Below are 24,418 nucleotides of genomic sequence, written 5' to 3' on the forward strand. Positions count from 1 at the left end.
AGGGGCGATGCGGGTATCAGTCGTCGGTGTCAGTCGTCGGCAGGGTCCGACAGACGGGCGTCCTGCTGGCGGTAGGCGTCACCGAGAATGGCGGTGAACTGCGACAGACGCGCGTCGATCTCGCCGAAGATCTCCTGACCGCGCGGGTCCTTGTTCATGAAGTGGGCGGCGACGAACCCGCCGATCACACCGATCAGGAACCACAGCAGATTCTTCATTACGCCATCCTACGACGAGAGGCGCCGGGGAATCCCCGACGCCTCTCGGATGCGTCATCAACAGGCGGAAGCCTGCCTCAGATCAGCGAGCCGCGTAGTACTCGACGACCAGCTGCACTTCACAGGTCACGGGGACCTCAGCGCGCTTCGGACGACGAACGAGCTTCGCCTGCAGCTTGTCGAGCTCGACCTCGAGGTAGCCGGGAACGGGCGGCAGGACGTCGGCGTGACCGCCGGCGGCTGCGACCTGGAAGGGCTCGAGGCCCTCGCTCTTGGCCTTGACGTGGATGAGCTGACCCGGCTTCACGCGGAACGACGGGCGGTCGACGAGCTGACCGTCGACGAGGATGTGACGGTGCACGACCAGCTGGCGCGCCTGCGCCGTGGTGCGGGCGAAGCCGGCACGCAGCACGAGGGCGTCCAGACGCATCTCGAGCAGCTCGACGAGGTTCTCACCGGTCAGGCCGTCCTTGCGGCGGGCCTCGTTGAAGGCGATGCGCAGCTGCTTCTCGCGGATGCCGTACTGCTCGCGCAGACGCTGCTTCTCACGCAGACGGACGGCGTAGTCGCTGTCAGCCTTGCGCTTGGTGCGGCCGTGCTCGCCGGGAGCGTAGGGACGCTTCTCGAGGTAGCGGGCGGCCTTCGGGGTGAGCGGGATTCCCAGCGCGCGGCTGAGACGGACCTTGCGGCGGTCCTGGGACTTCGTAACCACGAAGCATTCCTTCCGTTACGTGGACGCGTCTTTCACGTCTCACGGGCGTATCTCCTGCGCTCTGCCGGCAGGCGCACGCCGGGGCGCCTGATCGGTGGGTATGAGCGGAGGGATGCCCGAAAACTCGGTTTCGAGCCGATCCATGCTATCAGATCGGCCATCGGTGACCGCCGGATCAGCGATCGCCGAGAATACGACGGATGCGCTCCAGACGTGCTGCGACGTCGCGCTCTGCGCCAAGCGGCTTCGGCTGGTAGTAGCGGCGTCCGTCCAGGTCGTCCGGCAAGTACTGCTGCGGAACGATTCCCGCCTCGTTGTCATGCGGGTAGCGATACCCCTTGCCATGGCCGAGTCGCTTCGCCCCGGCGTAGTGCGCGTCACGCAAATGAATCGGCACGCGGCCGAATCCGCCAGCGCGCACGTCGGCGATCGCCTGGTTGATGGCAAGGTAGGCGGCATTCGATTTGGCCGTCGTCGCGAGATAGATGGTGGCCTCGGCCAATGGGATGCGCCCCTCGGGCATCCCGATGAATGCCACGGCGTCCGCAGCAGCGGTGGCGATGACCAGCGCCTGCGGGTCGGCGAGCCCGATGTCCTCCGCCGCCGAGATCACCAGGCGACGAGCGATGAACCGGGGGTCCTCCCCCGCTTCGATCATCCGGGCGAGGTAGTGCACGGCGGCATCCGCATCCGATCCGCGGATCGACTTGATGAACGCGCTGATGACGTCATAGTGCTCGTCGCCCTGCCGGTCGTAGCGCAGCAGCGCGCGGTCGACCGCCTGCGAGACGTCCTCATCCGTGACGTCGGCGGAGGCATCCGCATCGGCTCTCGACAGTGCGACGGCCGCAGCGGCCTCCAGGCCGGTGAGCGCACGACGCCCATCACCCGAGGCGAGACGGATCAGCGCCGCGCGGGCCTCATCGGTGAGCCGCACGCGTCCAGCGAGCCCTCGGGCGTCTGTGACGGCACGGTCGACCAGAACGCCGATGTCGTCATCGGTCAGCGGCTGCAGCGTGAGCAGGAGCGAACGCGACAGCAACGGAGAGATCACCGAGAACGACGGGTTCTCGGTCGTGGCCGCGATCAGGATCACCCAGCCGTTCTCGACGCCAGGCAGCAGGGCATCCTGTTGAGCCTTTGTGAAACGGTGGATCTCGTCCAGGAAGAGGATCGTGGTCTGCCCATAAAGGTCGCGCTGAGTGATCGCCTCTTGCATCACCTCGCGAACGTCCTTCACGCCCGCGGTGATCGCCGACAACTCGACGAACCGTCGCCCTGATGACCGGGCGATGGCCTGAGCGAGAGTGGTCTTGCCCGTGCCGGGCGGCCCCCAGAGGATGATCGATACCGCGCCCGGCGCGCTGGCCTCGGGGTCGGCCAGTGCCACGATCGGCGAGCCGGGCCGGAGCAGATGCTGCTGACCGGCTACCTCGTCGAGAGACGTCGGGCGCATACGCACCGCGAGCGGTGTCTGGCCCGACATCAGGGAGGCTGCGGAGGTCATACGTCCAGGCTACTGGCGCGACCGACACGCGGGCGCGCCGACGGTAGGCTCGCAGGGTCGGACGGGTCGCGCACGATCCTCCGAGTGATGAGCAGAGGAGAACGACGATGGCGGCACGCGGTTCCCGCGGAGCGCAGCAGCGCGCTCGCACCGAGGCCGAACGGGCGCGACTCTACGCGGCCCGCACGGCATGGCACGAGAAACTGCTGCGCCGTAAGCATCGCGACAACCTCATCGCCGTCAGCGCAGGCACCCTGATCGTCGCGGGCGCCATCGTGAGCCAGACCCTTCTGGGCATGTCGGCGACGCCCGCACCCGCCGATCCCAGCACGACACCGTCGCCCGCTGCGACCACTCCGGCATCCCCCACGCCGACCCCCACGCCCGAGCAGAGCACGGACGAGTGAACCGGGGCGGCGAGTGAACTAGGCTGGCTCTCGTCCTTTCCCACTCCCGCGGGATACCTGCGCAAGGAGAACACCGTGTCTGACGACAACGCCGCCAAGCCCACCCCTCCCGTTCCGGGTCCCCCGGTTCCTGCTCCGCCGCGTCGGCCCATGCCGACCGCCGCTGCCGCCCCGGCTGCCGCGCCCGCACCGGCGGCGCCCGTGAATGCGGATGCCGCGCAGTGGGGCCGTGTCACCGATGACGGCACCGTCGAGGTTCGCGAAGGCGACTCGTGGCGTGCCGTCGGCCAGTACCCCGACGGCACGGCCGATGAGGCGCTCGCCTACTACGTACGCAAGTACGACGACCTCGCCGTCAAGCTCGGCACCCTCGAGACACGCGCCCAGGGCGGCGGTGCTTCGGCATCCGATCTGACCAAGCAGGCCACGCATCTGCAGGGCGAGGCCGCTGACGCGGCTGCCGTCGGTGACCTCGTCGGTCTCCGCGCCCGCATCGAGACGCTGATCGAGTCGCTGGCCGAGGCCACGGCGAAGGAGGCGGCAGCCGCCAAAGAGGCGCTCGACGCAGCCATCGCCGAGCGCACGACGATCGTCGAGAAGGCCGAGCAGATTGCCGCCCGTGACCTGAGCAAGGTGCAGTGGAAGCAGGTCACTGCCGAGATGACCGAGCTGTTCGACGCCTGGCAGGCGCACCAGCAGAACGGTCCGCGCCTTCCCAAGGGAGTCGCACAGCAGCTCTGGAAGCGGTTCCGCACCGCCCGTTCGACGGTCGACAAGGCCCGGCGCGTCTTCTTCGCCGAGCTCGACGACGTGCACCGCGCAGCACGCGACGCGAAGTCCCGACTGATCGAACGCGCCGAAGCGCTCGCGCCCCGTGGCGTCGACGGCATCCCCTCCTACCGCAACCTCCTCGACGAGTGGAAGACGGTGGGACGCGCCGGACGCAAGGCCGACGACGCCCTGTGGGCGAAGTTCAAGGCCGCCGGCGACGCACTCTACGCGGCGCGCGCCGAGCAGGCAGCGGCTGAAGAGGCGGATTCCGCGCCGAAGATCGAGGCCCGCGAGGCTCTGCTCGTCGAGGCGAAGGGTGTCGCCGACGAGCCGAACCTGAAGCGCGCACGCGCCCTGCTCACCCGCATCCAGCGCGAGTGGGACGAGGTGGGTCGCATCTTCCCGCGCGACAAGGAGCGCGCGCTCGACGACCGGATGCGTTCGATCGAGCAGGCTCTCAAGTCGCGCGAGGACGTTGACTGGAAGAAGAACAACCCCGAGACCAAGGCGCGTGCGAACGACATGAGCTCGCAGCTGGTCGAGGCCATCGAGAAGCTTGAGTCCGAGCTCGCCGCCGCAGAGAAGTCCGGCGACAAGAAGGCGATCAAGCAGGCAGAAGAGGCGCTCTCGGCACGTCGCGCCTGGCTGAGCGCGCTCGGCGGCTGAGCACCGCGGTTATCCACAGTATGAGCCGTGTCGCCCCATCGCGGGGTGACACGGCTCATACTCTTTGACGTGCACTCAGCGCTCTTCTACCGTCCCGGCCAGCCTCTCTCGCTGCCGGAGCTGTCCGCGGCACGACTGGACGGCCACGTCATCGAGGTCGGCGAAGGATTCATGCCGGTCGACACAGTCGAGAGCGCCGCTGATCGTGCCGTGAGCATCGCCGACCTGCTCCCGCCGAGAACCGCGGCGAGCGGACATTCGGCTGCGTGGGTTCACGGCGCGAGCGACCAACCGCCCCGCGTGCACCATGCGACGCGCATCAACCGGTCGCGGCCGCGCACATACTCATCGACACGCATCGTCTACCACGAGCACCGACTCGACGCCAACGATGTGCAGCTCATCGGCGGCGTTGCCGTCACGACACCACTGTGCACCGCGACGACCCTGCTGTTCGAACTGGCGTGCACGGGCGGCGACGACCGTTGGCTACGGGGCCTGCTGAGTGCGCTCCCCCGGCTCGACGGCGAGCTGCGTGCGCACGTCGAACCGATCAGCCGTCGTCCCGGTATCCGCGCGGCGAAGCAGCTCCTCGCGCGGATGCTGGCGGATCAGGAGGTTGTGACGCGGTAGACGTCGTACACCGCGTCGATCCGCCGGACGGCATTGAGCACGCGGTCCAGGTGTACGGAGTCACCCATCTCGAACACGAAGCGGCTCAGCGCGAGGCGTTCGTCGGTGGTGGTGACCGTCGCCGACAGGATGTTCACGTGGTGCTCGCTGAGCACGCGTGTGACGTCCGACAACAACGCCGAACGATCGAGGGCCTCGACCTGGATCTGCACCCGGAACACGCTCTTGGTGGTGGGGGCCCACTCGACCTCGACGAACCGGTCGGGGTCGTCTCCGAGGGACTTCACGTTGACACAGTCCTGCCGGTGCACCGAGACGCCGCTGCCACGGGTGACGAAGCCCACGATCGGATCGCCGGGCACCGGGGTGCAGCAGCGGGCGAGCTTGACGAGGATGTCGGAGTCGCCGCGCACCAGGATGCCCGAGTCGCCGCCCTTGCCCTCACGGACGGGGGCCTGGCCGGGCAACTCGATGGCACCTGTGCTGGTGTCCTCCTCGACCGTGACCAGCGCGGTGACCTTCTCGATCACGGACTGCGTCGAGACGTGCCCCTCGCCGACGGCCGCGTACAACGCCGACACGTCTTCGTAGCGCAGTTGGTGCGCGACCTGCGTGAAGGACTCCTGGCTCATCAGACGTTGCAGGGGCAGGTTCTGCTTGCGCATCGCCCGGGCGATGGACTCCTTGCCCTGCTCGATCGCCTCTTCGCGTCGTTCCTTGGTGAACCAGCCGCGGATCTTGTTGCGCGCGCGGGTGCTCTTGACGAAACCGAGCCAATCTTGGCTGGGCCCTGCATCCGGGTTCTTCGAGGTGAAAACCTCGACGACGTCTCCGCTCTTGAGCTCGGTCTCCAGCGGCATCAACCTGCCGTTAACCTTGGCTCCCATCGTGCGGTGCCCGATCTCAGTGTGCACCGCATAGGCGAAATCGACCGGTGTGGCACCAGCCGGCAAGCCGATGACGCGCCCCTTGGGGGTGAAGACGTAGACCTCTTTCGCGCCGATCTCGAAGCGCAGCGAGTCGAGGAACTCGGTCGGGTCGGCGGTTTCCGCCTGCCAGTCCGAGATGTGGGCGAGCCAGGCCATGTCCGTATCGGGCACGCGCGAGTCGACCTTGCCGCCGTTGACACGTTCCTTGTACATCCAGTGCGCGGCAACGCCGAACTCCGCCTGCTGATGCATCTCATGCGTGCGGATCTGGATCTCAACGGTTCGGCCGGACGGCCCGATCACTGTGGTGTGCAGCGACTGGTACAGGTTGAACTTCGGCGTCGCGATGTAGTCCTTGAAACGTCCGGGCAGCGGCGTCCAGCGCGCGTGGATCGCGCCGAGCACGGCGTAGCAGTCGCGGACGGAACCGACGAGTACGCGGATGCCGATGAGATCGTAGATGTCGTCGAACTCGCGCCCGCGGATGACCATCTTCTGATACACGGAGTACAGCTGCTTCGGCCGGCCGACGACCTTGCCGCGGATGCGGAGCTCGCGCAGGTCTTCATCGATCGACTCGATGACGCTCTGCAGGTACTTCTCGCGCTGTGGTGTGCGCTGCGCGATCAGGCTGTTGATCTCGGCGTAGATCTTCGGGTGCAGAACGGCGAACGAGAGGTCTTCCAGCTCGGACTTGATCGTCTGGATTCCGAGCCGATGCGCCAGCGGCGCGTAGATCTCGAGGGTCTCTTTCGCCTTGCGCGCAGACTTCTCGGGCGGCACGAAGCCCCAGGTACGGGCGTTGTGCAGGCGGTCGGCGAGCTTGATCAGCAGCACCCGGATGTCTTTCGACATCGCCACGATCATCTTGCGGACCGTCTCGGCCTGCGCGCTCTCGCCGTACTTGACCTTGTCGAGCTTGGTGACCCCGTCGACGAGCATCGCGACTTCGTCGCCGAACTCTTCGGTCAGCTCGGCCAGTGCGTAGCCGGTGTCTTCGACCGTGTCGTGCAGCAGCGCGGCCGCGATGGCCCGCGGTCCCAGCCCCAGCTCGGCCAGGATCTGTGCGACCGCGAGCGGATGCGTGATGTAGGGCTCACCACTCTGACGCAACTGCCCGGCGTGCTTGTCGCGTGCCACCCGGTACGCACGCTCGATGATCGGCAGATCACCCCGAGGGTGATTTGCCCGAACCGTGCGGATCAGGTTGTCGAGGTCATTGACACGGGGGGCACGAGAGAAGATGCGCGGCACAAGGCGACGCAGGCTCGATCCCTGCGACGGCGCCGGTGAATCGACCATCTGCTGCTCCTGTCCCGATCAGAACATCCTACGCGCGTTCGCCCCTACCGCTGAGCGAGGGAGGCTCAAGCCCCAGAGGCCACCGAGCGCTCGCGTGCCTCGTGCACCTTCGCATCGTGCGCGGCGATCGCCGGCTCCTTCTCGCGCAGAAGCGAGTAGAGCGGCGCGGCCACGAACAACGTCGAGTAGGTCGCGACGATGATGCCCACGAAGATCGAGAGCGAGATGTCGGTAAGTGTCTCGGCGCCGAGCCAGAACGAGCCGATGAACAGGATCGCCCCTACGGGCAGCGCCGCAACGATCGACGTGTTGATCGAGCGCACCAGCGTCTGGTTCACCGCGAGGTTCACGGATTCACCCAACGTACGCGTCGTCTGGTTCGCGTCCTCGGTGGTGTTCTCACGGATCTTGTCGAACACCACCGTCGTGTCGTACAGCGAGTACGCGAGGATCGTGAGGAAGCCGATCACCGCTGCCGGCGAGATCTCGAACCCGGCCAGCGCGTAGACACCGATCGTGATCACGAGCACGTCCAGCAGGCCGATGATGGCGGCGGCAGACATCTTCCAAGTGCGGAAGTAGATCGCGAGGATCAGGAACGTCAGTGCCAGGAAGATCGCCAGGCCCCACAGCGACTGCCGCGTGACATTCTCACCCCAGGCCGGTCCGATGAACGAGTTGGTGATCTCGTCGACGTTCACGCCGTAGACCTGCGCGAGCTGCTCGGTGACCTGCTGGGTCTCAGCCGAGCTCATCTGCGAGGTCTGCACGCGGATGTCCTGGCCGTTCACGACCACGACCTTGGTGGTGGCCTCGGGAACGACCTCACGCACAGCGTCCGTCGCCAGCGACTGATCGGTCGACTGCGGCGCCGAGACCATGAACTGCGAACCGCCGGTGAACTCGATCGAGAACTGGATCGGACGGATCAGCGGCACCAGCGCGGACCCGATGATCAGCGCGATGGCGATGATGAACCAGATACGACGCTTGGCGACGAACGGGAAGGAGGTCTTGCCCGAGTAGAGGTTGTTTCCCAACTCATTCATGGAGAACATCAGTCGTCGGAGTCCTTTCGGGCGCTTGACGAGCCCTGAGCTGCGAGGGCCTCGGCGCGCTTGCGCTCAGCGATGGTCTGGCGCTTCTCGGCCTCACCGCGCGCCCCCTGATTCCGAGCGGCGCGACCGGTGCTGGCGACGCGCGCCTCCCGGTACTGAGCACGTCCACGATAGACAGCTCCCAGCGACTCGGGGTCGAGTCCGGACAACCGATGCCCACCACCGAAGAACCGGGTGCGTGCGAGCAGCTGCATGACGGGGTGCGTGAAGATCACGAAGATGAACACGTCGATGAGCGTCGTCAGACCAAGGGTGAACGCGAAGCCCTTCACCGTCGAATCGGCCAGCACATACAGCACCACGGCGGCGAGCACGTTGATCGACTTCGAGATGTAGATGGTGCGCTTCGCGCGCCCCCAGCCGTCTTCGACCGCACCGGTGATCGACTTTCCGTCGCGCAGCTCGTCTCGTATTCGCTCGAAGTACACGATGAACGAGTCGGCGGTGAATCCGATCGACACGATCAGACCCGCGACGCCGGCCAGCGACAGGCGGAAGCCCATGCGCCACGCGAGGATGCTGATGATGACGTAGGTGAGCACACCCATGACGCCGATCGAGGCGATGATCACCCAGCCGAGTGCGCGATAGCTGATGAGTGAGTACACCGCGACCAGTCCCAGGCCGATGAGACCGGCGATCAGCCCGATCTGCAACTGCTGCGAGCCAAGCGTCGCCGAGATGGTGTCGGAGCTCTCGACGGTGAAGCTCAGCGGCAGCGCGCCGTAGCGCAGCTGGTCGGCGAGCGTCTTCGCGCTCTCCTGGGTGAAGTCGCCCGAGATGCTCGGGTTGCCGTCGAGGATCGCCGCCTGCATCTGCGGCGCCGAGATCACCACGCCGTCGAGCACGAACGCGAACTGGTCGCGCGGGCTCAGGCCGGCGATGCGGTTGGCGTTCAGGCGCTGGCTGATCTCGCCGAACACCTCGGTGCCCTCGCGGTTGAGGTCGAGGTTGACGGTCCACTTCGCCGAACGCTGGTCGCGACCAGACGTCGCGTCGTCGATGACCGTGCCGTCGAGTTCCTTCGGGCCGAGCAGGTACTTGACCGACCCGGTCGGGTCGCAGGCGACCAGCGGCTCTCCAGCCGGCGGCGTGGTGTGATCGCGCGGAGCGGCGCAGTCGAACGACTGCAGCTCTGCGATCTGCTTCTCGGTCATCCATGCAGGGTCACTGCCGTCGGTGGGCTCCGGCGTGGGCACGGCGTTCATCGAGTCGTCGGGCGTGGGGAACGGCGTGGGGTTGCCATCCTCGCCGATGAACTCGGTCGCCGCGTCGGTTGCGGCCAGTACGGCACGGAACTCCAGCTGGGCGCTCGCCTGGATGCGGTCGCGGGTCTCCTGATCGGCGACACCGGGAATCTGCACCACGATGTTGCGGCCGCCCTCGGTGGTGATGTCGGCCTCGGCGGTGCCGGAGGCGTCAACACGCTGACGGATGATCGCGGCCGCCTGGTCGAGCTGCTCCTGCGTCGGGTCGGCACCGTCCTCTGTCTGCGCACTCAGGACGATCTGAGTGCCGCCCTGCAGGTCAAGGGCGAGCTCGGGAGCCCACGAGCTCTCCTTGAACCCGTACACGCCGATCGCATTGATACCGAACAATGCCGCTGTGACCAGGAGCAGGCCGAGCAGGACCCGCCACGCATGACGGGTCGGAGATGAGGATGCCACGTAGTTCCGCTTTCCGCGTGAGACGCCCGCAGGCGTCAGTTCTCGTCGTTGCGCTCGAGGCGAGCCTTGGTCTCCTCGGGCGTCTCGACCTGGATCGCCTCGATACCATCGGTCGCGTCCTTCGCGGGGACGGTGTCGACATGCTGCTCGACGGCCTCTTCCTCAGCGACGTCGTCGGAGTCGACGGTCTCTTCGGTCGGGTCGACCACGCGCAGGATCGCCTGGCTGTGCACCTCGATGACCACGCCGGGAGCGAGTTCGATCTGTGCGGGCTTGTCGAGGTCGACCGCGTCGTACGAGACGACGGTTCCGTACAGACCCCCCTGCAGCAGCACCTTCGCGCCGGGGATCGTCTTGGCGGCCTTCTCCTCCTGCTGTTCCTTCATCTGCTTCTGGCGCTTGCGCGTGTTCATGAACATGAACACGAGCATCACGGCGAGAAGTCCGAAGAGGATGATTTCCATGAGAGTTGAAGCCTTTCGAAGTGCACGCCGAACGCGGCGGTGCGTAGGGGGATATGGCCGGGAAGTCTTCAGCGATTATAGGTCATCGAACAATGCCACTCCCTCGGGGTGCGAGATCCCGAGGTGCGCGTACGCGTCGGGCATCGCGATCCTCCCGCGCGGCGTGCGCCCGAGAAAGCCGATGCGCACGAGGTATGGTTCGACCACGCTCTCGACGGTCTCGCTCTCCTCACCCACGGCGACGGCGAGCGTGCTGAGGCCGACCGGTCCCCCGCGGAAACGCCGCACGAGCGCATCGAGCACCGCGCGGTCGAGCCGGTCGAGGCCGATCGCGTCGACGTCGTACAGCTCCAGCGCTGAGCGCACATCCGAGAGCGACGCATCGTGCCCGCCGCCGTGGACGAGTGCGTAGTCGCGCACGCGGCGCAGCAGGCGGTTCGCGATGCGGGGCGTGCCGCGCGAGCGACGCGCGATCTCGGAAAGCGCGTCATCGGGCAGACGCACACCGAGAACACCGGCAGACCGGTCGATGACCTGTTCGAGGTCGTCAGCGCTGTAGAACTCGAGGTGGCCGGTGAAGCCGAACCGGTCACGCAGTGGGTTGGGTAGCAGACCCGAGCGCGTCGTGGCTCCGACGAGGGTGAAGGGCGCGAGCTCCAGCGGGATGCTCGTGGCGCCGGCCCCCTTGCCGACCATGATGTCGATGCGGAAGTCCTCCATCGCCAGGTAGAGCATCTCTTCGGCCGATCGCGCCATCCGGTGGATCTCGTCGATGAAGAGCACCTCGCCGGGCGTGAGGCTCGACAGGAGCGCAGCGAGGTCGCCGGCGTGCTGGATCGCTGGGCCGCTCGACAACCGCAACGGGCGTCCGCTCTCGTGGGCGACGATCATCGCCAGCGTCGTCTTGCCGAGGCCGGGTGGGCCGGCGAGCAGGATGTGGTCCGCTGTGCGCTCCTGCAGGCGTGCGGCTTCCAGAAGCAGCTGCAGCTGACCGCGCACCTTGGCCTGACCGACGAATTCGTCCAGGCTCGACGGGCGCAGAGCGCCCTCGATCGCCAGCTCGGTGGCGTCGAGGGCTTCGGCCGCATCGCGCGCGTGCTCAGCCACGGTTCGCCCCCGGCCCCATCGCCGCCAGCGTACGGCGCAGCAACGCGGGCACCGATTCGTTCTCGGCGTCGGTGGCGATCTCGGCCGTCTGCGCCACGGCTTCGGCCGCGACCTTCTCGGACCAACCGAGGCCGACCAGCGCGGCCACGACCTGGTCGGTGACGACCGTCTCGGGGGCACCCACCGGTGCAGTGGCGACACGGGGCTGCACCTTGCCGGCCAGCTGCACCACGATCAGCTTCGCCGTCTTCGGACCGATCCCCGATACCCGACGGAACGGGGCATCGTCCTCGGCCGTGACAGCCTCGGCGATCTGATCGACCGTCAGCCGCGAGAGCACACCGAGCGCCGACTTCGGGCCGACGCCGGTGACGCTCAGCAGCTGACCGAAGATCTCCAGCTCGTCCAGATCGCCGAAGCCGTACAAGGTCAGCGCGTCCTCACGAACGATCAGACTGGTGTGCAGGCGAAGCTGTTCCCCCACGACCGCGGTGTGCGCGATGTCATTGGGCACGAAGACGGCGAAGCCGACACCGCCTGTCTCGATGACGACCTGGCCGGAGACCGCGTGCAGAACCGTGCCGCGCAGGGAGGAGATCATGCCTGTCAGCCTAGCGGTTGGGTCGTACATACATTCGAGCGACGCGCTCAGCATCCGCCCACGCACGTTGAGCCGGTGTCTGGGCGGCTCCCCCGGCGACCGACGCACCGTCCCGTCGCCATGCATGGCACAGCGCGATTGCCAGGGCATCCGCGGCGTCTGCGGGCTGGGGTGGGGCATCCAAGCGCAGGATGCGGGCGATCATGGACTGCACCTGCCGCTTGTCGGCGGACCCGTATCCGGTGACGGCCGCTTTGACCTCGCTGGGCGTGTGGGTCGCCGCCGGAAGACCCGCTTCGGCGGCGATGAGCAGCGCGACACCGGAGGCTTGCGCTGTACCCATCACCGTCTGACGGTTCTGCTGCGCGAAGACGCGTTCAACGGCGACGGCCTCGGGACGGTGCTCGTCGATCGCGGTGCGGATGCCCGCGGCGATGCCGGCGAGGCGCTCAGCGATGTCGGCGTCGGGCGGGGTGCGCACAACACCCACGTGCACAAGGGTGGCCCTGCGGGCGCGATCGACATCCACGATGCCGACGCCGCAACGGGTCAGCCCAGGGTCGATGCCCAATACGCGAAGGGTGCTCACTCCCCCAGGCTACGGTCCGCCGTGCGTGCGTTGATCAGGCGCGCCCGGAGTCAGTCCTCGTCGCCGTCGTTCTCGAGCTCGGCCTGCACCTCGGCGGGCAGGTCGAAGTTGCTGAACACGTTCTGCACGTCGTCGCTGTCTTCGAGCGCATCGATCAGGCGGAAGATCTTGCGCGCGGTGTCTGCGTCGATCTCGACCTTGAGGTTCGGCACGAACTCGACGTCCGCCGACTCGTAGTCGATGCCCGCTTCTTGCAGCGCCGTGCGCACCGCGACGAGATCGGTCGCCTCGGTCACGACTTCGAACCCCTGGGCGTGCGGCTCGATCTCCTCGGCTCCCGCTTCGAGCGCCGCCATCATGACGTCGTCCTCGGTGGTGCCCTCGGAGCCGACTACGATGACGCCCTTGCGCGAGAAGTTGTAGGCGACCGAGCCCGGGTCTGCCAGCGTGCCGCCGTTACGGCTGAGGGCTGTGCGCACCTCGGCAGCGGCGCGGTTCTTGTTGTCGGTGAGGCACTCGATCATCAGTGCCACACCGTTGGGACCATAGCCCTCGTACATGATCGACGCGTACTCGACGGCCTCGCCGCCGATGCCCGCACCGCGCTTCACCGCGCGGTCGATGTTGTCCTTGGGAACCGACATCTTCTTCGCCTTGAAGACGGCGTCGTAGAGCGTCGGATTGCCCGCCAGGTCGGCGCCGCCCAGCTTCGCCGCGACCTCGATGTTCTTGATCAGCTTCGCCCACGACTTCGCACGGCGTGCGTCGATGACCGCCTTCTTGTGCTTCGTCGTGGCCCACTTGGAATGCCCGGACATATGTCTCCGCTCGTCTTATCCGCCCGGAGTCGCCTCCAGGGCGTCGTCCAGTCTAAACGCATGACGCTCTGTCCTCACGAGATGACGCCGCTCGTCCCACGCCTCGACGCTCACCCGAACAGCGGCGAGGCGCCGCTGCGCGCACGCGCAGCAGCGACGGTCGGCAAATCGGGCAGCCCCACCGGAGCATCCATCTCGGCCGGGGGTTGCCATCGCTCCCACCCCTCGTTGAGGGGCCACCCACCGTCGAGGATGAACTCCTTCGCCGCGCAATCCGCAAGCGTTCGCACGGCGTCGGCCTGCTCCTCGGTGAAGCGTCCTTGATCAACGGAAGCATCGAGCTCGTCGCTGTCCTTCAGCCAGATGTCCTCACTGCCGACATGTGCCGCGTCGACCCAGAGGTCGAGCACGAGATCGCGCGAGTAGACAGCGGCACCCACCCCGCCAACACGACGGTGTGGCAGCTCCAAGTTCACGTACGCTCCCGCGGGTTCACCGTCATCTGAGCGGAAGAACCACACGGACCAGGGGCGGCCAGCCGGAGCCACCCGCACGACGCCAGGACCGGTCCACGCGGACTCGCGGATGACCCAGGGAACGCTGAAGCGCTTCTCAAGGGGAATGTCGCGTGTGTGCGCGGCAGCAACGGGGACGGGCTGAAGGCGCGCGGAGCCGGACGGCACCCACACCACCAGGCCCCGATGGTCGTCACGGACGACACGCACGGCCTCGATGATCCGTCCATAGCGCCAGAGGATCTCTTGCCCCGCTTCGAACCGCGGAGCCGCCTCGTCCGCGGACGGTACAGCATGATCGAACAACTCATCCGCGTGCGCACCGTCGTGCCCCGGGGAGTCCAATCGTGCCAGGGCATCGCGCCACGGCATCCGCATACGCGCAATGCTCGACCAAGAAGCGCCCCGACGTGCGACCAAGGTGGCCGTACCGCCGCTGGCGCTGACGCTGGGTGTACCGAGAGCAAGACGCATTGGACCAAGGTAGCTCCCGAGGCATCGATACGCTTGCCGGATGCAAGCAGGTGCGCAGCGGGCCAGGCCCGCGTGGTCGTCGTTGCCCGCCGGGCTTCGAGCGAGCGTTGTGGATTCCATCGGCGGCACGTATGTCGATGACGTTGCCGCGCAGGGCGGATTCAGCGCGGGATACGCCGGCGTCGTCAGCACCACAAAGGGAAGGGCGTTCGTGAAGGGGCCCGCCTCCCACGCAGTCTCGATCATGCTCTACCGCCGGGAGGGCGCGCTGCTCCCCAGCATCCCGCGGTCGCTGGCGCCGCGTGCTCTTGCCGTCATCGACGGCGATGACGGCTTCGCCCTCGTCACCGACGTCGTCGACGGCGCTCACCCCGGCGCGGCATGGTCGGCCGCGGACCTGCGGTCGGTCGCGCGCACGCTGAGCCGTCTCGCCGAGACCCCCGCCCCGGGTGGCGTCCCGGATGCTCGGGATGACATAGCGGACTTCACACGGTGGCATCGGATTGCCGACGACGCCGCTTTGCGAGACGCACTGCCGCACGACCTGGCCGCGCAGATACCGCGCCTGGTGGATATGGAGCGAGGGTTCGCCGACGCCGTCACTGGGCGGACGCTGATCCACGGCGATCTCCGTGCGGACAACATCCTCATCGGTGACGGCGACGCACGATTCGTGGACTGGCCGTGGGCGGTGCGCGGTGTGCCGTGGTTCGACCTGCCGTCCCTGTTGCCGAGCATCGAGGCCGGCGGCGGCCCGCCCTGCGAACAGGCATGGCCGATCTTTCAAGAGTTCGGCGCGCCCGACCCGCACGAGCACCTGCCGATCATCGCGGGCATCAGCTCGTACTTCTGGTACTGGCAGGGGCAACCCGAGCCGGCGCAGGTCCCCGGCCTGCGCGCCTTCCAGCGCGCGCAAGCGTTCGCGGCGCTGCGGTGGCTCAGCGCGCTGCTGTGACTGTCAGGCGGCGCGGGCTGCCGTCCGCTCCGCCACCCTGGCGAGGAAGCGCTCGTGGAACCGCGTCTCCCCCGAGATCTCGGGGTGGAAGCTGATCCCGAGCAGGTTCCCCTGTTCGACGGCGACGATGCTGCCGTCGTCCAGGACGGCCAGCACGACGGCATCCGATCCGACGTCCTCGACCACGGGACCGCGGATGAATGCGGCCCGCACAGCGGGCTCGCCCAGGGCCGGCACGTGGATCGCCCCCTCGAAGGAGTCGACCTGACGTCCGAACGCGTTTCGGCGCACGAGAACGTCGAGTCCTCCGAAGGTCTGCTGCCCTTCGATGCCGTCCGCGAGCCGGTCCGCGAGCATGATCAGTCCCGCGCAGGTACCCAGCACCGGAAGTCCTGCCGAGATCGCGTCGCGGATCGGATGCTGCATGCCGAAGGTGCGCGCCAGCTTGTCGATGACGCTCGACTCCCCACCGGGGATGACGAGCCCGTCGACACGGGCGAGTTCCTCGGGACGACGGACAAGCGTCACCTCAGCCCCGAGGCTCGCGAGCAGGGCGGCGTGCTCGCGCACGTCACCCTGCAGCGCGAGCACGCCGACGTGCGGGCTACCAGCCACGCTCGGCGAGACGGTGCGGCGCGGGCAGGTCGCTGACGTTGATGCCGACCATCGCTTCCCCCAGCCCGCGCGAGACCTCGGCGACGACCTTGGGGTCGTCGAAGAAGGTCGTCGCCTTCACGATCGCCTTCGCGCGCGCCGCCGGGTCGCCGGACTTGAAGATGCCCGACCCGACGAACACACCGTCCGCACCGAGCTGCATCATCATCGCGGCATCGGCGGGAGTGGCAACGCCACCGGCGACGAACAGCACGACGGGCAGCTGACCGGTCTCGGCGATCTCGGCGACGAGCTCGTAGGGCGCCTGCAGTTCCTTCGCGGCAACGTACAGCTCATCCTTCGACAGTGCGCCGAGAGCTGCGATCTCACCACGGATCTTGCGGATGTGCTTCATCGCCTCGGACACGTCGCCGGTGCCGGCCTCACCCTTCGAGCGGATCATCGCCGCTCCTTCGGTGATGCGGCGCAGCGCCTCACCCAGGTGAGTCGCACCACACACGAACGGCACGGTGAAGGGCCACTTGTCGATGTGGTTGACGTAGTCGGCGGGCGAGAGCACCTCGGACTCGTCGATGTAGTCGACGCCGAGCTCCTGCAGCACCTGCGCCTCGACGAAGTGCCCGATGCGCGCCTTGGCCATCACGGGGATCGAGACGGCGTCGATGATGCTGTCGATCATGTCGGGGTCACTCATCCGCGAGACGCCGCCCTGCGCGCGGATGTCCGCCGGCACGCGCTCGAGCGCCATGACGGCGACGGCACCGGCATCCTCGGCGATCCTCGCCTGCTCTGCGGTGACGACGTCCATGATGACGCCGCCCTTGAGCATCTCGGCGAGACCGCGCTTGACCCGCTGCGATCCGGTGGTGGGGTTCTGGTCGGATGCCATGGTCACTCCTCTTGTGACAAAAATCGGTTTGGCCTATGTCAAAACATAGCACCATAGAATCGAACCGTGGACGACCAGATCACCGGAAGCACCGCCGCAGAGATCGCCGACAGTGTGCGCGGCCTGCGCGAACGCGGCACGCTGCGCCCCGGCGACGCCCTCCCCCCGGTGCGCGAACTGGCCGTCCGCCTCGGAATCAATCGCAACACCGCCGTCGCCGCCTACCGTCAGCTCGCCGGGGCCGGACTCGTCATCTCCCGCGGCCGAGCCGGCACGCTGATCGCCGGTGCCGAGAGCGTCGCGCAAGAGGGCCTCGCCGATACCGTGCTGCACGACATCGCCTCGGGCAACCCCGACCCATCGCTCATCCCCGACCCGACCCCCGCGCTCAGCCGCATCGTGGGGCGTCCCGTGCTGTACGGCGAACCGGTCATCGACGCGGCGCTCGAAGCGTGGACCCGTGAGTGGATGCACGCCGATCTGCACCGCGACGATCTCACCATCTGCGTCACCAGCGGAGCCGTCGACGCCGTGGAGCGGCTGCTCGCCCAGGCGCTGATGCGCGATGATGCCGTCGCGCTCGAAGACCCCTGCTTCCTGGCGAGCATCCATACGGTGCGCCTGGGCGGCTACCGCGCCGTGCCCGTGCCGGTCGATGACGAGGGCATGACCGTCGAGGGGTTGCGTGCGGCGCTCGACGCCGGCGTCCGCGCCATCATCAGCACGCCGCGTGCGCAGAACCCGACCGGTGTCACCCTCACATCCGAGCGTGCCGCCGCGCTGCGCGAGGTTCTGGCCGATCACCCGTACGTGCTCATCATCGAGGACGATCACTTCTCACTGCTCTCCCCGCACGCGTACGCGACCCTCATCGGCCCTCAGCACCGCCGCTACGCGCTCGTTCGCTCGGTGTCGAAGTTCCTCGGTCCCGATATGTGCCTCGCGCTCGCCGCGACTGATCCCACGACGGCAGAACGACTCGCATTGCGTCTGAGCCCCGGCACGACCTGGGTCAGCCATCTGCTGCAGCGTCTGGCGCACGCTCAGCTGACCGATGCGTCGGCGAGGACGCAGATCTCGACGGCATCCGCGCACTACGCAGAGCGCAACGCCGCCTTCGCCGCCGCGCTCGAGACGCACGGCATCTCGACGAGTTCCGTCGACGGGCTGAGCCTGTGGGTGCGATTGGCCGCCCCCGCGCGCACGACCGCCGAGCGCCTGATGCGGCGCGGGTGGTTGGCGCGCACGGGCGACGAGTTCTGCATCGACGAATCCTCGCCCGCGTCGCACCACCTGCGATTGACGGTGCACGATCTGTCGGATGCCGACGCCGCGCGTCTGATCGATGATCTGGTCGCCGCGCAGCGCTGAGCACCCGTCGCACGGCAGTGACGGGCGCGGGTCCGCCGGATGAGAGGATGAGGGGATGAAGATCCTCTCGATCCAGTCGGCCGTCGCTCACGGACACGTCGGCAACTCCGCCGCCGTCTTCCCGTTGCAGCGCATCGGTGTCGATGTGCTGCCGGTCTACACGGTGAACTTCTCGAACCACACCGGGTACGGGGCGTGGCGCGGACCGATGATCGACCCGACCGACGTGCGCGAGGTCATCACCGGCATCAGTGAGCGCGGCGTGATGCCCGAGATCGACGCCGTGCTCAGCGGCTACCAGGGTGGCGAGGGCATTGCCGACGTCATCATCGACGCCGTGGCACAGGTGAAAGCGGCGAATCCGAACGCCGTGTACGCGTGCGACCCCGTGATGGGCAACGCCAAGTCGGGTTGCTTCGTCGCTCCCGCGATCCCCGACCTGCTGCGTGATCGCGTCGTGCCCGTGGCCGACATCATCACCCCGAACCAGTTCGAGCTCGGCTTCCTGACGGGAACCGAGCCCGACACCCTGGATTCCACCCTGGCCTCGGTTGACGCCGCGATGGCCATGGGACCGTCGACCGTGCTGGTCACCTCGGTCGAGCGCCCTGACCGCGACGAGGGAACGATCGAGATGCTTGCCGTGGACGGCAAGGGCGCCTGGCTCGTCGCCACACCGCACCTGCCGATGAAGGCCAATGGCTCGGGAGACGTGACGGCGGCGCTGTTCACCGCACACTACGTCTCGACCGGCGATGCGAAGCTCGCGCTCGAGCGCACGGTGTCGAGCGTGTTCGACTTGCTGCAGGCGACCCTCGACTCCGGGGATCGCGAACTGCGCCTGATCGAATCGCAGGAACGCTACGCCAACCCGCGGATGCAGTTCACCGCACGGCAGGTGCGCTGAGCACCCGACTACTCGGGAAACGCCTCTTGCAGCGCGGCGTCCCACGCGGCTTTGTCATCGGGGCACATGTACCCGGCGGCGAACACCGCGGTCTTCGCAATGCCCTGAAGACGCGCGCCGAGCTCGCTTTGCGTCGCGTCTGCGGGGACCAGTTGCTGCACCAATGGCGAACCGCTGAGCATGGCCATCATGAACTCGGCATCGATGCGGTGCTGGTTCAGGATGCCGCTCTCGCAGGTATCCGACCCCAGCGCGAGCAGGATCCATTCCTCCCGCTCGGTCCAGGTGCCGCCCTGCGCTTCCGCGCGCTCACGCGCCTGCGCCACGAGTTGCTTCTGCGCTTCGGTGACAGCGACCAAAGGTGACCCATCGAGCGGCAACTGCTGCTCTTCGAGGAAGGCATCGCGCTCAGCGAGAGCATCGGCCATGGCTTTGTCGTCGTCGGGTGCGGGTGCCGAGCTGTCCGTGGGGGTTGTGCGCGGCGACTCCGTCGGCGCGCAGGCAGTCAGGGCGAGCGCGAGCGTGGCCACGACGGCGAGCGGCGCAGCCACGCTCAGGCGATGAGATGCGGTGGTCATATTCCCTCCCGAGAATCTGTCACCCCAGTCTTTCAGCGCAGCGCCACCGACGACTCAGTTATCCACAGGCCAGGCGTGGGCCACGGCGTCGCGCACCTCGCCGAGCAGCTGTGGCAGCGCCTTGGTCTTGGCGATGATCGGGAAGAAGTTCGCGTCGGTCGACCACCGCGGCACGATGTGCTGATGCAGGTGCTCGGCGACGCCGGCACCTGCCACGGCTCCCTGATTCATTCCGAGGTTGAAGCCATCGCACCGCGAGACGTCCCGCAGCACGCGCATCCCGATCTGCGTGAGAGCGCCGATCTCGGCGACCTCCTCGGGCGTGGCCTGATCGTAGGTGCCGATGTGACGGTAGGGGCACACCAGAAGGTGGCCGGAGTTGTACGGGAACAGGTTCAGCAGCACGTACGCGGTCTTGCCACGCGCGACGATCAGTCGTTCGGCGTCATCGTGCTTGGGTGCCTCGCAGAACGGGCACTCCTCACGCAGCGGCTCCGGCCCCGCCTGGATGTACGCCATCCGGTGCGGAGTCCATAGCCGCTGGAACTCATCCGGAACACCGGCGAGGTGCCGGGCGTCCTCGGGCGTCGGCTGCTGATCCTGTTCCGTACTCACGCGAGGTCCTCGGCCGTCATCACCCGCGCGTGGTTCGCGACTGCGTTCCGGATCCGCTCGATCGCGACCTCGACCGGCACGCCGTTCTCCTGGGTGCCGTCACGGAAGCGGAACGAGACGGTTCCGGCGTCGCGGTCCTGCGCACCTGCGATGAGAATCAGCGGCACCTTGGCGGTGGTGTGGTTGCGGATCTTCTTCTGCATCCGGTCGTCGGAATGGTCGACGTCGGCGCGGATGCCCGCGGCGCGCAACTGCCCGATGACTTCGTCGAGGTAGGGACCGAAGTCATCGGCCACCGGCACGCCGACCACCTGCGCGGGAGCCAACCACAGCGGGAAGTCGCCGGCGTAGTGCTCCAGCAGGATCGCGAAGAAGCGCTCCACCGAGCCGAGCAGGGCGCGGTGGATCATCACCGGGCGGTGCTTGGCTCCGTCGGGGCCGGTGTACTCCAGTTCGAAGCGCTCGGGCTGGTTGAAGTCGAGCTGGATCGTCGACATCTGCCAGGTGCGTCCGATGGCGTCGCGCGCCTGCACCGAGATCTTCGGACCGTAGAACGCCGCTCCACCCGGGTCGTCCACCAGCTCGAGACCGGACTCGACGGCGACCTCGCGCAGCGTGTCGATCGCGGTGGTCCACTGCTCGGGCTCACCGAGGAACTTGGGGTTGCCCACCTCGTTGGTCGACAGCTCCAGGTAGAAATCGTTCAGCCCGTAATCGCGCAACAGCTCGAGCACGAGGTTGAGGTTGGTCGCGAGTTCCTCGCGCACCTGGTCCTGGGTGACGTAGATGTGCGCGTCGTCCTGCGTCAGGCCGCGCACACGCGTCAGACCCGAGAGCGTGCCGCTCTTCTCATACCGGTACACCGTGCCGAACTCGGCCAGGCGCAACGGCAATTCGCGGTAGCTGCGACCGCGCGCGCGGAAGATCAGGTTGTGGAACGGGCAGTTCATCGGCTTGAGGTAGTAATCCTGCCCCTGGCGCGTGACGTTGCCCTCGTCGTCGACGACCTCATCGAGGTGCATCGGGGGGAACATGCCGTCGGCGTAGGTCTGCAGGTGCCCCGACGTCTGGAACAGGTCCTTCTTGGTGATGTGCGGGGAGTTGACGACGTCGTACCCGTTGCGCAGCAGGTGGCGGCGCAGGTTCTCCTCGATCTCGTAGCGGATGATGCCACCCTTGGGGTGGAACACCGCCAGTCCCGAGCCGATCTCGTCCGGGAACGAGAACAGGTCCATCTCGACGCCGAGCCTGCGGTGGTCGCGACGCTCGGCCTCGGCCAGACGCTCCTGGTACGCGCGCAGTTCTTCCTTGGTGGGCCAGGCCGTACCGTAGATCCGCTGCAGCTGGGGGTTCTTCTCGCTACCGCGCCAGTAAGCGGCCGCGACGCGGGTGAGGTCCCATCCGTTGCCGATCATGCGCGTGCCTGGCACGTGCGGGCCGCGGCAGAGATCCTTCCAAGCGACCTCGCCGTCCTTCGTGACGTTGTCGTAGATGGTCAGCTCGCCGCCGCCGATCTCCGCGGAAGCGCCTTCGGCAGCATCCGCGCCCGAGCCAGGCCCTCCGGCGAGATCGATCAGCTCGAGTTTGAAGGGCTCGTGTGCGAGTTCGGCGCGCGCTTCACTCTCGGTGACGACCCGGCGCGTGAAGCGCTGACCTTCGCGGATGATGCGCTGCATCTCTTTCGAGATCGCCTTCAGATCCTCGGGGGTGAAGGGCTCATCGACGCCGAAGTCGTAGTAGAAGCCGTCCGTGATCGGCGGGCCGATACCGAGGTTCGACTGCGGACGGATGCGCTGCACCGCCTGCGCGAGCACGTGCGCGGTCGAGTGGCGCAGGATGCTGAGGCCGACCGGGCTGTCGATCGTGACCGGCTCGACCACGTCGGTGTCGGTGACGGTGGCGGCGAGATCTTTCAGTTCGCCGTTGACGGTCATCGCGACGACGGATCGATCGGTGAACAGGGCGAAGCCGTCGCGCTGTTCGGAGGTGGACTGGGCGTTGTCTGACACGGGGTATCTCCAGATAGACGATGGAAGGAGTCGACTCAGCTGCGGGCGCTGTGCGCCCTGCCCGCTCAGGCCCTCGTAGTTCGCACGACGACACCGGTGACAGAGGTCACGATGGTCAGCGCGGCGGATTCCATGCCCACGAGTCTACGCGTTCGGCGACGCGCGCCGGAGTACCCCGCTCCCTCACTTCACGATCGGCAGGCCCGTGGCATCGGCGGCCTGCTGCAGCGAGCCGAGATTGGTGAGCGTGGTGAATCCGGCCTGCTCCATCAGCGCGATGGCCTGACCGGCTCGGTTGCCCGAGCGGCAGTAGACGAGGTACTCCGCGTCGGGGTCCAGGTTCGGGATCGCGGCGGCGAGCTCACCGCTGTTGAAGTCGAGCAGGGTCGACCCTTCGAGGTGCCCGCCCGCGTACTCGTCGGGAGTGCGCACGTCGAGCACGACGGTGTCGGTGCTGATCTCGATCGGTTCGGCGGTGGTGCTCGGCGAACCGGCACAGGCGGTCAGCGTCAGGGCGAGGGCGATGGCGGATGCCGAGACGGCGAGAAGACGGCGCATGAGGTGTCCTTTTCGTAGGGGTCGTGGTGAGGCGGGGTGATCAAGAAGTGGGGGTGGGTTGTTCGACGACGCAGCTGTCGCCTGGACAGTACTGCGGTGGCGTACGGCCGAATCGCGCCTGCAGGGCGCAGCCGACGCAGATGCCGAAGGCGGTCTCCAGGAACAGGAGCGTCAGGCAGATGCTGCACAACGCCAGTGTGAGCCACAACGGCGCGGCGAACACCCCCATGCTGGCGCACGAAATGGCCGCAAGACCGAAGCCGAGCCACCATGCGAATGCCTTCTGCGGTGCGCCAACCCACTCCGGACGCTGCCCTCGGACAGCGAGACGACCGAGCGCGAGCGACGGTGACCACCGGTCTCCGGCTGTCACACGCAGCAGCATGTCGATCAGAAAGAGCATGCCGAACGGTTGCATGATCTCGACGCGACCGGTGAAGTACGCCGCCGCGAAGGAGACACCACCGAGCAGGAAGAGGATGCCGGCGCCGGCGCGCACGGCACGCTCGTCGATGACGGCGGTTGCGTAGCCGGGGACGAAGCGGCCGATCCTCGGCGCGTCGGCGCGAATGCCGGAGGGGTCGGATGTCACAGGGCTGTCCTGTCTGGTGGTGAGGGCGGTCAGGTGGTCAGGGTCGTCAGGAGTGGGGGCAGTTCTTGGGTCAGTACGAACGCGCCCATCGCCAGCACGAAGATGCCGAACCCGCGGCGGAGTGCCCGCTCGGGGAGGCGTCCGGCGAGGGCGACGCCGACGAACGATCCGGCGATCGCCGCTGCGGTGAATCCGAGCACGATGGGCCACTGCACGGGAACCGAGAGCAGGTATCCACCGAGCCCCGCGAACGACTTCATGGCGATCACGAGCAGCGAGGTACCGACGGCGACGGCCATGGGCAGGCCGCCGAGCAGATTCAACGCGGGCACGACGAGGAATCCCCCGCCGGCGCCGACCAGACCCGTCGCGACGCCGACGAGAAGTCCGTCGATGAGGATGCGGATCGTCGCACGGCCGTGTGTGGGTGCCGATGCCGCGTCGCCCGCGGACTTGCGTCCGCGGATCATGGCGATGGCGGTGACGATCATCATGATCGCGAAGAGCACCATGAGCACCACACCAGGGATGAACCCGCCGATGAGCCCGCCGACGAAGGCGCCGGCCATACCGGCCACGCCGAAGAGTGCGCCGGTCTTCCAGCGCACTCGCCCGGCGCGCGCATGACTGATCATGCTCACCGCGCTGGTCGCACCGACGATGAACAGCGACGAGGCGATCGCCTCTCGCGGTTCCATCCCCAGTACGTAGGTGAGAATCGGAACGGTGAGGATCGACCCTCCGCCGCCGAGAAGCCCGAGCGAGACGCCCACCAGCGCGGCAAGCGCGAGAGCGATGATGATCAGATGGGGTTCCACTCGGGCTCCAGAA

General features: G+C 67.5%; 26 protein-coding genes. 6 read left to right on the forward strand and 20 right to left on the reverse strand.

Features of this window, described 5'->3' with window-relative positions:
• Window positions 1–29 precede the first annotated feature (29 nt).
• From JF543_RS09355 to JF543_RS09365, 3 genes are all read right to left on the reverse strand, one after another.
• A complete protein-coding gene (locus JF543_RS09355) occupies window positions 30–218 on the reverse strand; it encodes a hypothetical protein (protein ID WP_179410788.1) in 189 nt (62 codons plus the stop codon).
• A gap of 82 nt (window positions 219–300) precedes the next feature.
• Window positions 301–930 (reverse strand): 30S ribosomal protein S4, encoded by a 630-nt coding sequence (gene rpsD / locus JF543_RS09360; RefSeq protein WP_179410787.1) that lies wholly within the window; start codon window positions 928–930, stop codon window positions 301–303.
• A 175-nt stretch (window positions 931–1,105) separates the two neighbouring features.
• Entirely contained in the window at window positions 1,106–2,437 is a 1,332-nt protein-coding gene (locus JF543_RS09365; protein WP_179410786.1) for a replication-associated recombination protein A, read from the reverse strand.
• A 107-nt stretch (window positions 2,438–2,544) separates the two neighbouring features.
• Between JF543_RS09365 and JF543_RS09370 the strand changes: the two genes are divergently transcribed.
• The 3 genes from JF543_RS09370 (at window position 2,545) to JF543_RS09380 (ending at window position 4,914) form a co-directional block, all read left to right on the forward strand.
• Entirely contained in the window at window positions 2,545–2,844 is a 300-nt protein-coding gene (locus JF543_RS09370) for a hypothetical protein (protein WP_179410785.1), read from the forward strand.
• A gap of 150 nt (window positions 2,845–2,994) precedes the next feature.
• Window positions 2,995–4,281 carry a DUF349 domain-containing protein gene (locus JF543_RS09375; protein WP_179411849.1) on the forward strand — a complete coding sequence of 429 codons (1,287 nt, stop codon included), beginning with the start codon at window positions 2,995–2,997 and terminating at the stop codon, window positions 4,279–4,281.
• A gap of 69 nt (window positions 4,282–4,350) precedes the next feature.
• On the forward strand, window positions 4,351–4,914 hold the full coding sequence (locus JF543_RS09380) for an SAM-dependent methyltransferase (protein WP_179410784.1): 564 nt from the start codon (window positions 4,351–4,353) through the stop codon (window positions 4,912–4,914).
• Here JF543_RS09380 and JF543_RS09385 read toward each other — a convergent pair.
• The 9 genes from JF543_RS09385 to JF543_RS09425 all read right to left on the reverse strand — a co-directional run bounded on the left by JF543_RS09385 (window position 4,893) and on the right by JF543_RS09425 (window position 14,498).
• The gene (locus JF543_RS09385; protein WP_206549842.1) at window positions 4,893–7,145 is read right to left on the reverse strand and encodes a RelA/SpoT family protein; all 2,253 of its coding nucleotides are present in this window, start codon (window positions 7,143–7,145) and stop codon (window positions 4,893–4,895) included. The two genes, JF543_RS09380 and JF543_RS09385, sit on opposite strands and share 22 nt — an antisense overlap.
• Before the next feature lie 65 nt (window positions 7,146–7,210).
• On the reverse strand, window positions 7,211–8,203 hold the full coding sequence (secF, locus tag JF543_RS09390; RefSeq protein ID WP_206823845.1) for a protein translocase subunit SecF: 993 nt from the start codon (window positions 8,201–8,203) through the stop codon (window positions 7,211–7,213).
• Window positions 8,203–9,930, reverse strand: a complete 1,728-nt coding sequence (gene secD, locus JF543_RS09395; protein WP_179410781.1) for a protein translocase subunit SecD — start codon at window positions 9,928–9,930, stop codon at window positions 8,203–8,205. Before secD ends, secF begins: the two co-directional genes overlap by 1 nt.
• Window positions 9,931–9,965: 35 nt before the next feature.
• Window positions 9,966–10,394: a preprotein translocase subunit YajC gene (locus tag JF543_RS09400; protein WP_206823847.1), complete on the reverse strand. Its 429-nt coding sequence runs from the start codon at window positions 10,392–10,394 to the stop codon at window positions 9,966–9,968.
• Window positions 10,395–10,469: 75 nt separating this feature from the next.
• A complete protein-coding gene (gene ruvB / locus JF543_RS09405; protein ID WP_206823851.1) occupies window positions 10,470–11,501 on the reverse strand; it encodes a Holliday junction branch migration DNA helicase RuvB in 1,032 nt (343 codons plus the stop codon).
• Window positions 11,494–12,102, reverse strand: coding sequence for a Holliday junction branch migration protein RuvA (gene ruvA, locus JF543_RS09410; RefSeq protein ID WP_206823852.1), 609 nt, complete (start codon window positions 12,100–12,102; stop codon window positions 11,494–11,496). Before ruvA ends, ruvB begins: the two co-directional genes overlap by 8 nt.
• 10 nt (window positions 12,103–12,112) lie before the next feature.
• Complete coding sequence (ruvC, locus tag JF543_RS09415) at window positions 12,113–12,691, reverse strand: crossover junction endodeoxyribonuclease RuvC (protein ID WP_179410777.1); 579 nt, start codon at window positions 12,689–12,691, stop codon at window positions 12,113–12,115.
• A 50-nt stretch (window positions 12,692–12,741) separates the two neighbouring features.
• A complete protein-coding gene (locus tag JF543_RS09420; RefSeq protein WP_179410776.1) occupies window positions 12,742–13,509 on the reverse strand; it encodes a YebC/PmpR family DNA-binding transcriptional regulator in 768 nt (255 codons plus the stop codon).
• A 110-nt stretch (window positions 13,510–13,619) separates the two neighbouring features.
• Entirely contained in the window at window positions 13,620–14,498 is an 879-nt protein-coding gene (locus JF543_RS09425; protein WP_206823853.1) for a DUF402 domain-containing protein, read from the reverse strand.
• Window positions 14,499–14,538: 40 nt separating this feature from the next.
• Here JF543_RS09425 and JF543_RS09430 point away from each other — a divergent pair, with 40 nt between their 5' ends.
• Window positions 14,539–15,453, forward strand: coding sequence for an aminoglycoside phosphotransferase family protein (locus JF543_RS09430; protein WP_206823855.1), 915 nt, complete (start codon window positions 14,539–14,541; stop codon window positions 15,451–15,453).
• 3 nt (window positions 15,454–15,456) lie between these two features.
• On the opposite strand, the gene pdxT is transcribed toward JF543_RS09430, so the two are convergent.
• Window positions 15,457–16,068 (reverse strand): pyridoxal 5'-phosphate synthase glutaminase subunit PdxT, encoded by a 612-nt coding sequence (gene pdxT / locus JF543_RS09435; RefSeq protein WP_206823857.1) that lies wholly within the window; start codon window positions 16,066–16,068, stop codon window positions 15,457–15,459.
• Window positions 16,058–16,957, reverse strand: coding sequence for a pyridoxal 5'-phosphate synthase lyase subunit PdxS (gene pdxS / locus JF543_RS09440; protein WP_179410772.1), 900 nt, complete (start codon window positions 16,955–16,957; stop codon window positions 16,058–16,060). Before pdxS ends, pdxT begins: the two co-directional genes overlap by 11 nt.
• Window positions 16,958–17,023: 66 nt before the next feature.
• On the opposite strand from pdxS, the gene JF543_RS09445 reads away from it, so the two are divergent.
• Together JF543_RS09445 and pdxY are read left to right on the forward strand one after the other, a co-directional pair.
• Entirely contained in the window at window positions 17,024–18,328 is a 1,305-nt protein-coding gene (locus JF543_RS09445; protein WP_206823859.1) for an aminotransferase class I/II-fold pyridoxal phosphate-dependent enzyme, read from the forward strand.
• A gap of 55 nt (window positions 18,329–18,383) precedes the next feature.
• Window positions 18,384–19,235, forward strand: a complete 852-nt coding sequence (pdxY, locus tag JF543_RS09450; RefSeq protein WP_206823860.1) for a pyridoxal kinase PdxY — start codon at window positions 18,384–18,386, stop codon at window positions 19,233–19,235.
• Between the two features lie 8 nt (window positions 19,236–19,243).
• Here pdxY and JF543_RS09455 read toward each other — a convergent pair whose 3' ends face one another.
• The 6 genes from JF543_RS09455 to JF543_RS09480 form a co-directional block, all read right to left on the reverse strand.
• Window positions 19,244–19,813 (reverse strand): hypothetical protein, encoded by a 570-nt coding sequence (locus JF543_RS09455; RefSeq protein ID WP_206823862.1) that lies wholly within the window; start codon window positions 19,811–19,813, stop codon window positions 19,244–19,246.
• Window positions 19,814–19,867: 54 nt separating this feature from the next.
• Window positions 19,868–20,428: an HIT family protein gene (locus JF543_RS09460; protein ID WP_179410768.1), complete on the reverse strand. Its 561-nt coding sequence runs from the start codon at window positions 20,426–20,428 to the stop codon at window positions 19,868–19,870.
• On the reverse strand, window positions 20,425–22,362 hold the full coding sequence (gene thrS, locus JF543_RS09465; RefSeq protein ID WP_218848405.1) for a threonine--tRNA ligase: 1,938 nt from the start codon (window positions 22,360–22,362) through the stop codon (window positions 20,425–20,427). Before thrS ends, JF543_RS09460 begins: the two co-directional genes overlap by 4 nt.
• Window positions 22,363–22,620: 258 nt before the next feature.
• Window positions 22,621–22,995 (reverse strand): rhodanese-like domain-containing protein, encoded by a 375-nt coding sequence (locus JF543_RS09470; protein WP_179410766.1) that lies wholly within the window; start codon window positions 22,993–22,995, stop codon window positions 22,621–22,623.
• Between the two features lie 40 nt (window positions 22,996–23,035).
• Entirely contained in the window at window positions 23,036–23,587 is a 552-nt protein-coding gene (locus tag JF543_RS09475; protein WP_274366955.1) for a DUF4395 domain-containing protein, read from the reverse strand.
• Window positions 23,588–23,616: 29 nt separating this feature from the next.
• The gene (locus JF543_RS09480; RefSeq protein WP_206823864.1) at window positions 23,617–24,405 is read right to left on the reverse strand and encodes a TSUP family transporter; all 789 of its coding nucleotides are present in this window, start codon (window positions 24,403–24,405) and stop codon (window positions 23,617–23,619) included.
• Window positions 24,406–24,418 lie beyond the last annotated feature (13 nt).

Source organism: Microbacterium esteraromaticum, assembly GCF_017303215.1.
Taxonomy (GTDB): Bacteria; Actinomycetota; Actinomycetes; order Actinomycetales; family Microbacteriaceae; genus Microbacterium; species Microbacterium esteraromaticum_C.

What these genes read in the sequence shown, in the direction of transcription:
- JF543_RS09355 (WP_179410788.1), bottom strand. Translation starts at nt 218, where the DNA reads ATGAAGAATCTGCTGTGGTTCCTGATCGGTGTGATCGGCGGGTTCGTC.
- JF543_RS09365 (WP_179410786.1), bottom strand. Translation starts at nt 2,437, where the DNA reads ATGACCTCCGCAGCCTCCCTGATGTCGGGCCAGACACCGCTCGCGGTG.
- JF543_RS09370 (WP_179410785.1), top strand. Translation starts at nt 2,545, where the DNA reads ATGGCGGCACGCGGTTCCCGCGGAGCGCAGCAGCGCGCTCGCACCGAG.
- JF543_RS09375 (WP_179411849.1), top strand. Translation starts at nt 2,995, where the DNA reads ATGCCGACCGCCGCTGCCGCCCCGGCTGCCGCGCCCGCACCGGCGGCG.
- JF543_RS09385 (WP_206549842.1), bottom strand. Translation starts at nt 7,145, where the DNA reads ATGGTCGATTCACCGGCGCCGTCGCAGGGATCGAGCCTGCGTCGCCTT.
- secF (WP_206823845.1), bottom strand. Translation starts at nt 8,203, where the DNA reads ATGTTCTCCATGAATGAGTTGGGAAACAACCTCTACTCGGGCAAGACC.
- JF543_RS09400 (WP_206823847.1), bottom strand. Translation starts at nt 10,394, where the DNA reads ATGGAAATCATCCTCTTCGGACTTCTCGCCGTGATGCTCGTGTTCATG.
- ruvA (WP_206823852.1), bottom strand. Translation starts at nt 12,102, where the DNA reads ATGATCTCCTCCCTGCGCGGCACGGTTCTGCACGCGGTCTCCGGCCAG.
- JF543_RS09420 (WP_179410776.1), bottom strand. Translation starts at nt 13,509, where the DNA reads ATGTCCGGGCATTCCAAGTGGGCCACGACGAAGCACAAGAAGGCGGTC.
- JF543_RS09425 (WP_206823853.1), bottom strand. Translation starts at nt 14,498, where the DNA reads ATGCGTCTTGCTCTCGGTACACCCAGCGTCAGCGCCAGCGGCGGTACG.
- JF543_RS09430 (WP_206823855.1), top strand. Translation starts at nt 14,539, where the DNA reads ATGCAAGCAGGTGCGCAGCGGGCCAGGCCCGCGTGGTCGTCGTTGCCC.
- pdxS (WP_179410772.1), bottom strand. Translation starts at nt 16,957, where the DNA reads ATGGCATCCGACCAGAACCCCACCACCGGATCGCAGCGGGTCAAGCGC.
- pdxY (WP_206823860.1), top strand. Translation starts at nt 18,384, where the DNA reads ATGAAGATCCTCTCGATCCAGTCGGCCGTCGCTCACGGACACGTCGGC.
- JF543_RS09455 (WP_206823862.1), bottom strand. Translation starts at nt 19,813, where the DNA reads ATGACCACCGCATCTCATCGCCTGAGCGTGGCTGCGCCGCTCGCCGTC.
- thrS (WP_218848405.1), bottom strand. Translation starts at nt 22,362, where the DNA reads ATGACCGTCAACGGCGAACTGAAAGATCTCGCCGCCACCGTCACCGAC.
- JF543_RS09470 (WP_179410766.1), bottom strand. Translation starts at nt 22,995, where the DNA reads ATGCGCCGTCTTCTCGCCGTCTCGGCATCCGCCATCGCCCTCGCCCTG.